Source organism: Pseudomonas sp. R3-41 (assembly GCF_054161485.1).
Genome location: NZ_CP096421.1, coordinates 2,893,172 through 2,905,773 on the forward strand (window position 1 = coordinate 2,893,172; position 12,602 = coordinate 2,905,773).

Below are 12,602 nucleotides of genomic sequence, written 5' to 3' on the forward strand. Positions count from 1 at the left end.
GTTCAAAGCTCCGCGTACAGGCGCCCTGGGTTGAACAGGCCCCGTGGATCGAGTTGACGCTTCAAGTTCCGGTGATAGCGCATCAGGGCGTCGGGCAGCGGTTGGAAGGGGCTGTCGATCAGGCCAGGGGTGTAGCAGGTCGCATGCCCGCCGACTTTCTCCACGACCGAGCGAATGAAGGTCGCTTCGGCCGCGGATTTGAGCCAACGCTGGGCGCCGCCCCAATCGATCAATTGCACGCCCGGCAGGGGCAGCCGAGGCGTGTCATGGGGCAGGGCGAGGCGCCAAAGAGGCAGGTCCTCATCGAAGAAACTCAACCGATGTTCGTTGAGGTCTTGCCAGTACGCAGAGTCCAGCCGTTCGCCGCCCAAACGGTCATGGGCCGCCGCCACCGAGCCTTCGCCGCCTTCGAGCCTGAGGTGCAGGCGTTGGCCATCGTGACACGCGGCGCTGATCGGCAGCGGTTGCTGGCCCCATTCCGCCAGGCGCAACAAGGCCCGGGCGGCGTCCATCTCCAGGCTGATGCTCAAGGTCTGTCGCGGTTTTGGCAGGACCTTGAGGGACACCTCGGTCACCACGCCAAGCGAGCCATAGCTGCCGGCCATCAGGCGCGACAGATCGTAGCCGGCGACGTTCTTCATGACCTCGCCGCCGAAGCGCAAGTGCTTGCCTTGTCCCGTGATGACCCGTGTGCCGAGGATGAAGTCGCGCACCGAGCCTGACCAGGGACGCCGTGGCCCTGAGAGGCCGCAGGCAATCATGCCGCCGACGGTGGCGTTTTCACCGAAGGCGGGCGGTTCGCAAGGCAGCATCTGCTGCGACGCGTCGAGCACTTCGGACAATTCTGCCAATGGCGTGCCACAGCGAGCGGTGATCACCAATTCAGTCGGGTCGTAGCTGACAATGCCCCGGTGCGAGCGGGTGTCGAGTATTTCACCTGTCACGCTATGGCCAAGAAATGCCTTGCTGTTGGCGCCCTGGATACGCAGCGGGGTGGCGTTCTCCAGCGCCTGGTTGACCTGTTCCAGCAGCGCTGCGCTGTCGTCGAAATCCTGTGCGCTGCCCATCAGAAACGCTCCAGGTCGGGGAAGGGCAACTGCCCCATATGAACGTGCATGGCGCCAAACTCGGCGCAGCGGTGCAGCGTCGGAATGTTCTTGCCGGGGTTTAGCAGCCCGCTCGGATCGAACGCGGCTTTGACGGCATGGAACACGGTCAGCTCATCGCTGTTGAATTGCGCGCACATCTGGTTGATTTTCTCGCGGCCGACACCGTGCTCACCGGTGATGCTGCCGCCAACCTCCACGCACAACTCAAGAATCTTGCCGCCCAAGGCTTCGGCGCGATCGAGCTCGCCCGGTTGATTGGCATCGAACAGGATCAGCGGATGCATGTTGCCGTCGCCGGCGTGGAAAACGTTGGCGACCCGCAGGCCATACTCGGCCGATAACGCCGCAATGGCGCGCAGCACACCGGGCAGCTCCCGGCGCGGGATCGTCCCGTCCATGCAGTAGTAATCCGGCGAGAGGCGGCCCACCGCCGGAAACGCATTCTTGCGTCCGGCCCAGAAACGCACGCGCTCGGCCTCGTCGCGAGCCTGGCGTACTTCGGTGGCGCCGGCCTGTTCCAATACCTGGCGCACGCGGTTGCAGTCGTCGTGGACGTCGGCCTCCACGCCGTCGAGTTCACACAACAGAATGGCTTCGGCGTCCACTGGGTAGCCGGCATGGATGAAGTCTTCGGCGGCGCGAATGGCCAGGTTGTCCATCATTTCCAGGCCGCCCGGGATGATGCCGGCGGCAATGATGTCACCCACGGCGCGACCGGCCTTTTCAACGGAATCAAAGGCCGCCAGCAGCACTTTGGCCGTTTGCGGTTTAGGCAACAGCTTGACCGTGACCTCGGTGATCACCCCGAGCATGCCTTCGGAACCGGTGAACAATGCCAGCAGATCGAACCCGGGCGAGTCGAGGGCCTGGGAACCCAGCGTCAAGTGTTCGCCGTCGACGGTGAGGATGTCGACCTTGAGCAGGTTATGCACGGTCAGCCCGTACTTGAGGCAATGCACGCCACCGGCGTTCTCCGCGACATTGCCGCCGATGGAACAGGCGATCTGCGAGGAAGGGTCCGGCGCGTAGTACAAGCCGAACGGCGCGGCCGCCTGGGAAATCGCCAGGTTGCGCACGCCCGGTTGAACCCGCGCGGTACGGGCGGCGGGGTCGATGTGCAGGATGTTGTTGAAGCGCGCCATTACCAGCAACACGCCTTTCTCCAACGGCAGCGCACCGCCGGACAATCCGGTGCCCGCGCCACGGGCGACGACAGGCACTTTGCGCTCATGGCAGAGCCGCAGCACGCCCTGGACCTCGTCGACGTGGCGCGGCAGCACCACCAGCATGGGCGTGGTGCGGTAAGCAGAGAGCCCGTCGCATTCGTACGGCTTGAGTGCTTCGCGCTGATGCAGGATTTCCAGGTCCGGCAGCTGGGCTTGCAGGGCCTGTAGCAGCGCGTTTTTATCGACGTCAGGCAGGGCGCCGTCGACACGTTCATCGTAGAGAATGTTCATGGTACGTGGCCGACACTCAGTTGTTTTTATGAGAGGTCTGTTCCGATACGGCTGACTTGCATCATTGGCCCGGGGCGTTCTACTGTCTATGGGCTGTTGGGCTGGTCGAACCAGTTTATTCATCAGGTTGTTTTTGTCGGTCGAATAAATTATTTAATAAACAATGATTTATTGAGTGGGTTTGATGGGCGTAGACCCTGTTCCGAAGCTGGTCATACCAGTTGGAGATTCAATGGACAGCGCAGAAACCAGCCGTAACCCGCAGGTCGCCGACGTGGTCTGTGAACGCATTGAGCGCCTGATTGTCGACGGTGTGCTCAAGACCGGGCAGTTGTTGCCTTCGGAGCGGCGGCTGACGGAAAAACTTGGCGTCTCGCGCACCGCCCTTCGCGAGGGACTGAAGCTGCTACGCGCGCGCGGGATCATCAAGACCGAGCAAGGCAAGGGCTCATTCGTGGCAGACCTGTCCGGGCACGGCTTGGCCTCGCCGCTGATGCATCTGTTCAGCTCACAGCCACGCACGCTTTATGACTTGTTCGAGGTCCGCAGCCTGCTGGAGGGCGAGTCCGCGCGTCTGGCGGCGTTGCGCGGGACCGAGGCGGATTTCGTCCTTATCACCCGCAGCTACGAGGCCTTGCTCGATGCCCACGACCGGTCCCTGGAAGCCAGCGCCCAGGCCCGGCTCGACCATGCGTTTCACTTGGCGATCTGCGAGGCTTCACACAATCCGGTGCTGGTGCAAACCTTGCGTTCGCTGACGGACTTGTTGCTCACTTCAGTGTTTGCCTCGGTCAACAACCTCTACCACCGAGAACCGCAGAAGCGTCAGATCGACCGCCAACACGCCCGGCTCTACAACGCCGTGACCGGTCGCCTGCCGGAGCAGGCGCGCAAGGCCGCCATCGCCCACATCCAGAGCATCTGCGAACACCTCAAGGAAATCGAAAACGAAGAACAACGCCTGGTGCGGGCGACGTTGCGGCTTGAGGGGTGGGCGTAGGTTCAGTCTCTGGAATCACCGTCAACTGTCGCAGCCTCCCGATCGAGCCAGCGCTTCCAACACCTCAATCGCCCGCTGCGCATCTTCCCGCCCCACGAAGATATGGTCGTGGTAGTAAGCCGCGATGACGTTGCAACTGATGCCGGCATTTCCGAGGGCCGTTGCGAAGGCTGCGGTCAAGCCCACGGCATCCAGGGCCGAATGGACGGTCAAGGTGATCCAGGCGGCGACGTAGTCGAAGTGCAGGCCCAAGGCCAAGGCCCTGCTGCGTTCGATGATCACCGTCAGGCCTTCTTTTTCGCGGAAGCTGCCAAGCACCTCTTCGCCTTTGACCAAGTTCGGGTCAGCGACGCAGCAGAAAACGTAATCGCCTTCATTGAGTGAGGGGCGCATGCCGCTGAGCAGTTTCGCTATCGATTTTTCGCCTGACATGTCGATTCACCTGATTGATGGATAAGCGGGCATTCTCAAGGAGTTTTTCGGCAGGTGCTGTTCATAGTGCTGATGATGGATAAGCAAAAGTAATACGAGACGGGTTTCGATGCCGGTGTACAGGTCTCCAACGCCCCGGGGGAATAGGGTCAGCAAACGGCTTTCTTGAAGGGGCGAGCGGATACGCCCCGATAGAATGACACGATGGCGAGCACCTGCACGGTGACGGCTGCTGCCACGACGGCGACGATGGCGTGATTCGGATCGATGGAGATGGTGCGCAACAGGCCGAATAAGGCTGGGGCGAAGGCATAGGTGGCCTGGCTGATCGCAACCATCAGGGCGATCACCCTGGCGGTGTGTTCACGGCTGAATTCGACCTGGGCAATGAGGGGCGGCAAGGACGTCGCATTGCCAATGCCCGAACCGATCAGCACCACGGCTATCCAGGCCACCGTCGGGTGCAGGTCCAGGCCCAGAAGCATCAGTGTGCCCAGCATCTGGATGGCATACCCGAGACAGGCCAGCTGCCGGCGGTTCATACCCTGGGTCATCAGGCGTGCGGCGACGTATCGCCCGCCCATCGCACTGGCGGTGGCCAGGCCCATGGCGAACGAGGCGTCATGGGCGCCCATGCGTCCCACCAGCATCGAATACAGGTGCGCGATCAAGCCGATCTGGGCGAACAGGCCCAGGGACATGCCGGCCGCCAGGCTACGGAAACTGGCCGACCTGAGCGTCTGCAGGGCGGTCCATGGCGCGGCGCTGGCGCTGGCGCTGGCCGGCACCGGTTCCGGCTGGTCTGCGTGGTCGGGATGCTGTCCCAAGCCTTGTGGGCTTTTGTTGAAGACCAGGAAGGCGAAGGCGCCGATGAGCAGCACGGCGACGACACTGATCGCCAGCGCCGCCGCGGCAAAGCCGAAGCGCTCGATCAGCCACACCCACAGCGGCGAAAAGATCACGCCCCCCAGGCTGGCGCCGTTGTAGGCCTTGCCCAAAGCCTTGGGTCTTTCCTTGACGTACCACGGGGCGATCAGGGTGTTAACGGCTGCGGCCCCCAATGTCACCCAACCGATACCCGAGCAGACGGCGCCGGCATACAACACCCAGAGCTGGTTGGCTTGAGCCCAGGTGTTCACACCGATGCCCAGGACGATGCTGCCCAGCAGGGTGATGGTGGGCATGCCGAAGCGTGCATAAAGACGTGGCAGGTTGGCGATGACTAGCGTGCCGCTGAGAAAGTGCACGGTCACGGCGGTCGAGACCTCGGCGATCGGCCAACCCGTGCGCTCCATGACCGCTTGCATGTAGATCGGCGGCCCGTAGAAGCCGATCCCCCAACCGATCATCGCCAGGATGAACGTGCAGGCCAATACGGTTTTTCCAAAAAAACGGGTGCGTGTCATCGCCATCTCCTCCAGAGTGGCTCACAGGCTATGCGCCCGACAGGTCCCTCACTTCGGGGTGCGTCGAATAATGGATGTCGAGCGCGATTGCTTCTTGGATTTGGTTTTCCGCGATGCCGTTGCCTACGGGTACGATGCGCGGGGCGTTGCAACTGGCAGCGCTGGAGCACTCCTCTATATGGATGGGAGCTGAGCCTCGATCGCTTGCTTATCGATAATCGACCAGACCTCGCGGATCCTGCCGTCCTCGAACGCGTAGAAGACGTTTTCCGTGAAGGCGACCCGTGCGCCATTGACCGCAAGCCCCAGGAACTCCCCAGCCGGCGTGCAATTGAATACCAGGCGAGCCGCCAACCGGGGTGGGTCGACCACCAGGCATTCGATTTCAAAGCGCAAGTCGGGGATGTCCCGATAATCCGCTTCCAGCATGCTTCGATAGCCATGCAACCCTAATGGTCTCGCGTTGTGAATCACTTGCTGATGCACAAAAAGGCCCAGGTTGTCCCAATCCTGCGCATTCAGGCAGGCGATGTAATCGGTATAAATATCGGCCAGATTTGAAGTCATGGGGACTGACGCTCCGTTACGTGACTGTCTCCAGAGCATAGTCATGCTGCAGCGTCGGGCTGCTCTTCGCGAGGCCCGGGGCTGGGGGGATGTTACAAACTTGCCGTTTCCCTTTCGGGCCGATGCCAACAGAAGCGACTATCCTTGCGGACATTGAATCTGAACACTGCCTCCACAAAAAAAAGAGACGCCATGACCCATTATGATCGCGCCATCGGCTCCAGACCCGGCACCACACGCGGTGATCGAACCTGTTTGACCAGGTCCCGGTTGCTCAAGACAGTTTCAATGACGGTTTTCTGCCTTTTCACGGCAACGCCCGGATACGGCCAGAACCTGCCAGCGGCAACGGATGCCACGGTGACAGTGGCTCAAGCGCAGGAAATGGTTGCCAAGGCCACCCTCGGCGCCGTGCCCTGGAGCGGTCCTGAAACCGGCCCGCGCGCCCAGCGCGGCAAGAGCATTGCCATTGTCGCAGAAGATATGCGCAACGGCGGTATTGTCGGTGTTGCCCAAGGTGCTCGCGAGGCCGCCAAGGCGATGGGGTGGACGCTGAGGGTATTCGATGGCGCCGGGTCCCCGGACGGGCGTGCAAAGGCCTTTGCCGATGCGCTGGCGGCGAACCCCGATGGCCTCATTCTGTGCGGTGCCGATGCCCTTGAAAACAAGGCGGCGCTGGCCGTCTTCGCCGACAAGGGCGTGCCGGTGGTGGGCTGGCACGCCGGGGAAAAGCCCGGGGCGATTGACGGTACGCCGATGGCCATGAACGTCACCACCGATCCGCTCGAAGTGGCTCGCATCACGGCCATGGCGGCAGTGGCGCAGTCGAACGGAAAAGCCGGCGTGGTCATCCTGACCGACTCCAGGTACAGCATTGCCATGGCGAAAGCCAAGGCCATGGAAAACGTGATTCGGGCCTGTCGGGACTGCTCGTTGCTAGAAGTGCGCGATGTCGCAATCTCCGAAAGTCGCGAGAAAATGCCGGCGATCACCACGCAGCTGCTGCAGCGCCATGGCAAGCGCTGGACCCACACGCTGGCCATCAACGATATCTATTTCGATTACGCGGTGGCGACCTTGGCCAGCGCCGCGATCCCCCGCGATGGCATCAGCCTGTTGTCGGCCGGTGACGGCAGCGCTTCGGCGTTCTTGCGCATCCAGGAAAAGAACTACCAGACCGTCACCGTGGCCGAACCGCTGAACGTGCATGGCTGGCAGGTGATCGATGAATTGAACCGACTGATGGCCGGCCAGCCGGTGAGTGGCTTCGTGGCACCGGTTCACTTGGTCAATGCCGACAATATCGCTTTCGACGGCGGGAAGAAGTTGTTGTACGACCCAAGCAATGGTTATCGAGACATCTATCGATTCCAATGGAATCCCTGAGCGGACGTAACTTCACGGCGTATCGAAAAAAATGGCGTCGACCTGTCGATTTCGGCCATTGCCATTCGATTAGTCCGTAGAGCCGCCACACCGACGGCTTGATCCATCCATTCTCAGGAGATACGAGCATGCGATTTATGGTGATCGTCAAGGCCAGTCCGGAGTCGGAAGCCGGAGAAATGCCCAGTGAAGAACTGCTGGCCGCCATGGGCGCCTACAACGAAGAACTGGTCAAGGCCGGGGTGATGCTCGCCGGTGAAGGCCTGCATCCCAGCGTCGAGGGCGTACGCGTGCAGTTTTCCGGCAAGGACCGGACGGTTGTCGACGGACCCTTTGCCGAAACCCAGGAGCTGATCGCCGGCTTCTGGATCTTCAAGGTCCAGTCGTTGCAGGAGGCCATCGACTGGGTCAAGCGCTGCCCGAACCCGATGGTCAGCGACAGTGAAATCGAAATCCGCCAGATCTTCGAACTTGAGGAATTCGGCGAAACCTTCACCCCCGAGTTGCGCGAGCAGGAAGCACGCTTGCGGGCGCAGCTGTCCAGTCAATCGTGAAGCCGCCTACAGGAGGACCCACCATGAGAATCATCCCTTACCTGACTTTCAACGGTCGCTGCAAGGAAGCCTTTGCGTTGTACAAGGACGTGCTTGGCGGCGAGCTGTTTTCCATGTCCTTTGCCGAGGCGCCTGAGGATGTCGGCATGCCCAAGGACCCGGACTTGATCATGCACGCCTGCCTGACCGTGGGCCATTTCAGCCTGATGGCCTCCGATTGCCCGCCGGGCCAGCCGTATAACAAGCCGCAAGGGGTGTCGGTTTCCCTCAACGTCGACAGTGTGGAGGAGGCCGAGCGGCTGTTCAAAGGCCTGAGCGCGGGCGGCCAAGTGGAGATGCCCTTGGCGACGACCTTCTGGGCGGAACGCTTTGGCATGTTCGAAGACCGTTTCGGGATTGCCTGGATGATCAACTGCGAGGGCCGGCAATAAGTCGAACACTGCTTTGGCTGCGATGCGTTGCCTGGCCGTTGGCAGCGCCCGCGACACGCCTCACTTCCCGCCCTTGGATGGACGATCCTGGCGAGCACGCTCGCCAGGGTTTGCCTCCGTCGTGTGAACCTTGCGCCGATCCTGCGTTCACTTATTAAGCTGCCGCTTCAAGTGATCCTGGCTGTGCCCGTTTGCTGAAGCGATCCGTATGGGCTGTTCAATTAAGGCTGTAGACAAACCGTGGCGAGGGAGCTTGCTCCCGCTGGGCTGCGCAGCGGCCCTTTTTTTTGTGAGCGCTTCGCACTCAAGCGGGAGCAAGCTCCCTCGCCACAGGTTCATCGTTTTCCCTAAGTAAAACCGCATCACTCAGGGAATCAGCCTGAATCTGGTGGCTGCCCCCAGTGCCGACAAGGACCTCGCATGCACTCAACCTCATCCACCTTCCCCTTAAACGCCGTCCTCGAACGCGAGCTCAGTCTGCGTGCGGTCAGTACGGGGATTGTCCTCGGTATCCTGCTGACACCGTCCAATGTCTACGCCGGGTTGAAGATCGGTTGGTCGTTCAACATGTCGATCATTGCCTTGCTGATCGGCTATGGCATCTGGCAGGGCTTGGCCAGCCGATCGGTGGGGCGTTTGCCCTGGACGCTGCACGAAAGCAACATCAACCAGACCGTGGCCTCTGCCGCCGCGTCGATCATTTCCGGTGGGCTGGTCGCGCCCATCCCGGCCTACACCTTGCTGACGGGCCAGCAGTTGGAGGCCATTCCCATGGTGGCCTGGGTCTTTTCGGTGAGTTTCCTCGGGATCTGGATTGCCTGGTACCTGCGTCCCTCGCTGCTCAATGACAAGGCTTTGAAATTTCCCGAAGGCATGGCGACCCTGGAAACGTTGCTGCACATCTACAACCACGGCCACGAAGCCGCGACGCGTTTGAAAGTGCTGCTCAGCGCCGCGATGCTGTCCGGGCTGGTCAAGGCGGTCGATACGTTCATATGGGCTATCCCGCGCTGGTCTCCGACCGCTCAACTGGAACGCCTGACGTTCACCGCGGACCCTTCGCTACTGTTGGTGGGGTTTGGCGGGATCATCGGTATTCGCGTGGGCCTGACCCTGCTGCTCGGCGCCTTGCTGGCGTGGGGCGGGTTGGCGCCGTGGTTGCTGGAGCAAGGCCTGGTGCAGCTGCCGAGCGGTAGCAGCGGCCCGCAATTCGCGGCGCTGGTTGAGTGGTTGTTATGGCCGGGAGTGAGCCTGATGGTCTGCTCGACCCTGGCCTCACTGGCGATTCGCTTGTGGGCATTGCACCGCTCGACCAAGGCGGGCGGCGGGGCGATCTGGACGATCCCCAAGCCTGGGCCGGCGGCCGGTTTCGCCCTGTCGATCATCCTGGTGGTCAGCCTGCAAGTGCTGTTGTTCGGCATTAACGCCTGGATGGCCTTGTTGACCATTCCCTTGGCAATCTGCCTGGCGGCGGTGGCAGCCCGGGTGGTCGGTGCCACGGGCATTCCGCCGATCGGGGCCATTGGGCAGTTGTCCCAGTTGAGCTTCGGCATCGTCGCCCCGGGCCAGGTACCGATCAACCTGATGAGCGCCAATACCGCCGGTGGTTCGGCCGGGCAGTGCACCGATTTGATGAACGACTTCAAGGTCGGCCGGGCGATTGGCGCCACGCCGCGCAAGCAGGTGGTCGCCCAGATCCTGGGGATTTTCATCGGCAGCATCGTCGGCGTGTTGGCCTACCTGGCGCTGATCCCGGACCCGCAGACCATGCTGCTCACCGAAGAGTGGCCGGCCCCGGCGGTCGCCACCTGGAAGGCCGTGGCGCAGACCCTGACCCTGGGCCTGGATTCATTGTCAGCGAGCATTCGCTGGGCGATTTTCATCGGCGGTCTGGTCGGTGTGTCGTTGGGGATTCTCGATAGCTTGTTGCCGGCGCATCGGGCCCGCTACCTGCCAAGCACGGCGGCCCTGGGCCTGGCCTTCGTCCTGCCGGCCTCGGTGTCCTTGATGATGGCCCTCGGCGCGGTGCTGACATGGCTGGTGAGCTGTCGCTGGCCGAGCCTCACCGAACGCTTCGCCATCACTGCGGCGGCGGGGTTGATTGCCGGGGAGAGCATTACCGGGGTGGGGGCGTCGTTGTGGCAGATGCTTGGGACCTGATGGGGGTTGTCGGCGAGAAAAGTCGTAATGCTAAGGTTGGCCTAGGCTCTTGGTGGTGACAACTTTGTCGTAACCTTCTACTGGCCGTGCCCCATCGGCCACCCATGTACGTTCTTTGCGACACTTGAACTTCACCCCTTTGCGCGGCGCCATGACTCTGGCCGTCTCCATGCACATTGCCTTGGAAGCAAAGGTTGGCCCTGGTTGTCGTTCATCGACACAGCCTTCGTAGCCACTGCAGATCGTCATCACAACAAAATAGACAGTCATCATCTCGGTGTTGCTCCATTGCGTGATGCGAGTGATACATCCTGTAGCCCAGGTCGGCGGCCCAAACGTTTAGCGGTGATTGCCTGCGGATGATGAGCTTCGGTTCAAGTCCCCAGCAATGGCACATCAGTACCGCGCGTCGGGAATCTGTCACTGTATTAATATATTTTTAGTTGGTTGGGTTTTGTGCCAATAAGTTGGCGTCATCCGGGGTGGGATGGGTACGGCGGGAGAGACATGTCGGCGGTCAGGCCGTCTTCGCGAGCAGGCTCGCTCCCACAGTTGGATCGGGGTATGGCCGGAGAGATAGGTCGGCTGTCAGGCCGCCTTCGCGAGCAGGCTCGCTCCCACAGTTGGATCGGGGGGTATGGCCGGAGCAATAGGTCGGCTGTCAGGCCGCCTCGCGAGCAAGCTTTGCTCCCACAGATCTGACGGGTGTACGACCGTGAGAGCTAGGTCGGCTATAAGGCCGCCTCGTGGGGATGTTGATCTCGGGCGCCCCGTTAACCACGCTGGCCGAACGCAGGCATTGTGGAGTGGGTAACCCGGCATGGATGCCGGGTTAGCCGCGCTGGGCCATGGATGGCCCTTCGCGGCGGCCCACGGAGCAATGCCGGAGTGAGGGCACACCGAGCCTTAGCGAGGGGCCGAGTGGTGGGGCAAAAGCGTTTTGGTTACTTTTGCGCTTCTCAAAAGTGACCCGCCGTCAGGGCGGAACCCTAAGTGGTCGTTACACAAATAATGGATATGTACCCCCCAGTCAGCAAAACCCTGAGACGGCTATCGCGAGCAGGCTCGCTCCCACAGGGGATCAGCCTGAACCCTGAAGGGCCGAACTCAGTTATCGGGAAACGGCAACGAGAGCAGCCAGGCACTGAAGGCCTTCAAGGCCGGCAAGTGCTGGTATCGGGTCGCGTAGACCAGGTAATAGCTGCGCCCACTTTCCATCGGTTCGAACAACGCCACCAGATCGCCGCTTTTCAGTTCATCCTGCACCAGGATTTGCGGAACCAGCCCAATCCCGATCCCCGCCGACACGGCCTGGATAAGGTGGGCGGTGAGTTCGAAGCTCGGGCCGGAGCGCATGGTGCGGTGATCGACGTTGTGCTGGTCAAACCAATCCGACCAGACACCGGGCCTCGATACGACGTTCAACAAGGCATGCTCGGCAACATTGGCCGGCGACATGGCCCGGTACTCGGGCAATGCGGTCGGGCTGGCAATCACCACCAGTTTTTCCCTGAGCAACTGATGTGAAACGTAGCCGGGCCACTCTCCCGAACCTGCGCAGATGATTGCGTTCATGTCGTGGGTGGAAGATTGGACGTCCTCGCGGAGGATCCGCGAATGTATGTGCACCAGCAGGTCCGGGTGCTTGGCATAGAACTCATGCATCCGCGGCAGCAGCCATTTGGAACCGAGGGTCGGCAGGACGGCCAGGTTCAAGGGGCCGCTGTCGTTCTTGTACGAGATGGCCTGCAACGTTGCGCTTCGAATCCGTCCCAGCGCGGCCGCCAGTTCGTGCTGATACAGCGCGCCAGCGGCGGTCAATTCAATCTTTCGGCCTTCGCGGCGGAAGAGTTCGATCTCAAGTTGCGCCTCCAGGGTTTGTACCTGCCGGCTGACGGCGCTTTGGGTCAATGCCAGTTCTTCCGCTGCCTTGGTGAAACTGCAATGGCGCGCGGCGGCCTCAAAGGCAACCAGCAGCGACATCGAAGGCGTCAGGCGTCTAGGGTTCATTCATAAAGCTCATGCAAAGCCAACAGGAATTACGTTTGCTCCAACCGTACAGGAAGGCAAGAATCATGAAAACCTTGTGCAGCTGCTCGA

At 61.5% G+C, this 12,602-nt stretch carries 11 protein-coding genes; 5 read left to right on the forward strand and 6 right to left on the reverse strand.

The genetic code is table 11. The features are described 5' to 3' along the window. Window positions 1-2: 2 nt before the first annotated feature. Complete coding sequence (glcE, locus tag M1D99_RS13185; protein WP_458131986.1) at window positions 3-1,067, reverse strand: glycolate oxidase subunit GlcE; 1,065 nt, start codon at window positions 1,065-1,067, stop codon at window positions 3-5. Continuing rightward, window positions 1,067-2,566 (reverse strand): glycolate oxidase subunit GlcD, encoded by a 1,500-nt coding sequence (glcD, locus tag M1D99_RS13190; protein WP_458131987.1) that lies wholly within the window; start codon window positions 2,564-2,566, stop codon window positions 1,067-1,069. The genes glcE and glcD overlap by 1 nt, the downstream gene beginning before the upstream one ends. 232 nt (window positions 2,567-2,798) lie before the next feature. Between glcD and glcC the strand changes: the two genes are divergently transcribed. Beyond that, window positions 2,799-3,566 (forward strand): transcriptional regulator GlcC, encoded by a 768-nt coding sequence (glcC, locus tag M1D99_RS13195; RefSeq protein ID WP_434575765.1) that lies wholly within the window; start codon window positions 2,799-2,801, stop codon window positions 3,564-3,566. Between the two features lie 21 nt (window positions 3,567-3,587). Here glcC and M1D99_RS13200 read toward each other — a convergent pair whose 3' ends face one another. The 3 genes from M1D99_RS13200 to M1D99_RS13210 all read right to left on the reverse strand — a co-directional run bounded on the left by M1D99_RS13200 (window position 3,588) and on the right by M1D99_RS13210 (window position 5,971). Further along, a complete protein-coding gene (locus M1D99_RS13200; protein ID WP_434575767.1) occupies window positions 3,588-3,998 on the reverse strand; it encodes an ACT domain-containing protein in 411 nt (136 codons plus the stop codon). Window positions 3,999-4,147: 149 nt separating this feature from the next. Then, window positions 4,148-5,404 (reverse strand): MFS transporter, encoded by a 1,257-nt coding sequence (locus M1D99_RS13205; RefSeq protein WP_434575768.1) that lies wholly within the window; start codon window positions 5,402-5,404, stop codon window positions 4,148-4,150. Between the two features lie 174 nt (window positions 5,405-5,578). Continuing rightward, a complete protein-coding gene (locus M1D99_RS13210; protein ID WP_434575770.1) occupies window positions 5,579-5,971 on the reverse strand; it encodes an ester cyclase in 393 nt (130 codons plus the stop codon). Window positions 5,972-6,337: 366 nt separating this feature from the next. On the opposite strand from M1D99_RS13210, the gene M1D99_RS13215 reads away from it, so the two are divergent. The 4 genes from M1D99_RS13215 to M1D99_RS13230 all read left to right on the forward strand — a co-directional run bounded on the left by M1D99_RS13215 (window position 6,338) and on the right by M1D99_RS13230 (window position 10,502). Further along, window positions 6,338-7,357 carry a substrate-binding domain-containing protein gene (locus tag M1D99_RS13215; RefSeq protein ID WP_186706275.1) on the forward strand — a complete coding sequence of 340 codons (1,020 nt, stop codon included), beginning with the start codon at window positions 6,338-6,340 and terminating at the stop codon, window positions 7,355-7,357. 128 nt (window positions 7,358-7,485) lie between these two features. After that, window positions 7,486-7,911 carry a YciI family protein gene (locus tag M1D99_RS13220; protein WP_458131988.1) on the forward strand — a complete coding sequence of 142 codons (426 nt, stop codon included), beginning with the start codon at window positions 7,486-7,488 and terminating at the stop codon, window positions 7,909-7,911. Window positions 7,912-7,934: 23 nt separating this feature from the next. Continuing rightward, the gene (locus tag M1D99_RS13225; RefSeq protein ID WP_458131989.1) at window positions 7,935-8,342 is read left to right on the forward strand and encodes a VOC family protein; all 408 of its coding nucleotides are present in this window, start codon (window positions 7,935-7,937) and stop codon (window positions 8,340-8,342) included. A gap of 420 nt (window positions 8,343-8,762) precedes the next feature. Continuing rightward, window positions 8,763-10,502, forward strand: a complete 1,740-nt coding sequence (locus M1D99_RS13230) for an OPT family oligopeptide transporter (protein WP_458131990.1) — start codon at window positions 8,763-8,765, stop codon at window positions 10,500-10,502. 1,107 nt (window positions 10,503-11,609) lie between these two features. Here M1D99_RS13230 and M1D99_RS13235 read toward each other — a convergent pair. Beyond that, a complete protein-coding gene (locus M1D99_RS13235) occupies window positions 11,610-12,512 on the reverse strand; it encodes a LysR substrate-binding domain-containing protein (RefSeq protein WP_434575777.1) in 903 nt (300 codons plus the stop codon). Window positions 12,513-12,602: the final 90 nt, after the last annotated feature.

Coding starts and splice junctions, on each gene's coding strand:
- glcE (WP_458131986.1), bottom strand. CDS start 1,067: ATGGGCAGCGCACAGGATTTCGACGACAGCGCAGCGCTGCTGGAACAG.
- M1D99_RS13230 (WP_458131990.1), top strand. CDS start 8,763: ATGCACTCAACCTCATCCACCTTCCCCTTAAACGCCGTCCTCGAACGC.
- M1D99_RS13235 (WP_434575777.1), bottom strand. CDS start 12,512: ATGAACCCTAGACGCCTGACGCCTTCGATGTCGCTGCTGGTTGCCTTT.
- M1D99_RS13200 (WP_434575767.1), bottom strand. CDS start 3,998: ATGTCAGGCGAAAAATCGATAGCGAAACTGCTCAGCGGCATGCGCCCC.
- M1D99_RS13210 (WP_434575770.1), bottom strand. CDS start 5,971: ATGACTTCAAATCTGGCCGATATTTATACCGATTACATCGCCTGCCTG.
- M1D99_RS13220 (WP_458131988.1), top strand. CDS start 7,486: ATGCGATTTATGGTGATCGTCAAGGCCAGTCCGGAGTCGGAAGCCGGA.
- M1D99_RS13205 (WP_434575768.1), bottom strand. CDS start 5,404: ATGACACGCACCCGTTTTTTTGGAAAAACCGTATTGGCCTGCACGTTC.
- glcD (WP_458131987.1), bottom strand. CDS start 2,566: ATGAACATTCTCTACGATGAACGTGTCGACGGCGCCCTGCCTGACGTC.
- M1D99_RS13225 (WP_458131989.1), top strand. CDS start 7,935: ATGAGAATCATCCCTTACCTGACTTTCAACGGTCGCTGCAAGGAAGCC.
- glcC (WP_434575765.1), top strand. CDS start 2,799: ATGGACAGCGCAGAAACCAGCCGTAACCCGCAGGTCGCCGACGTGGTC.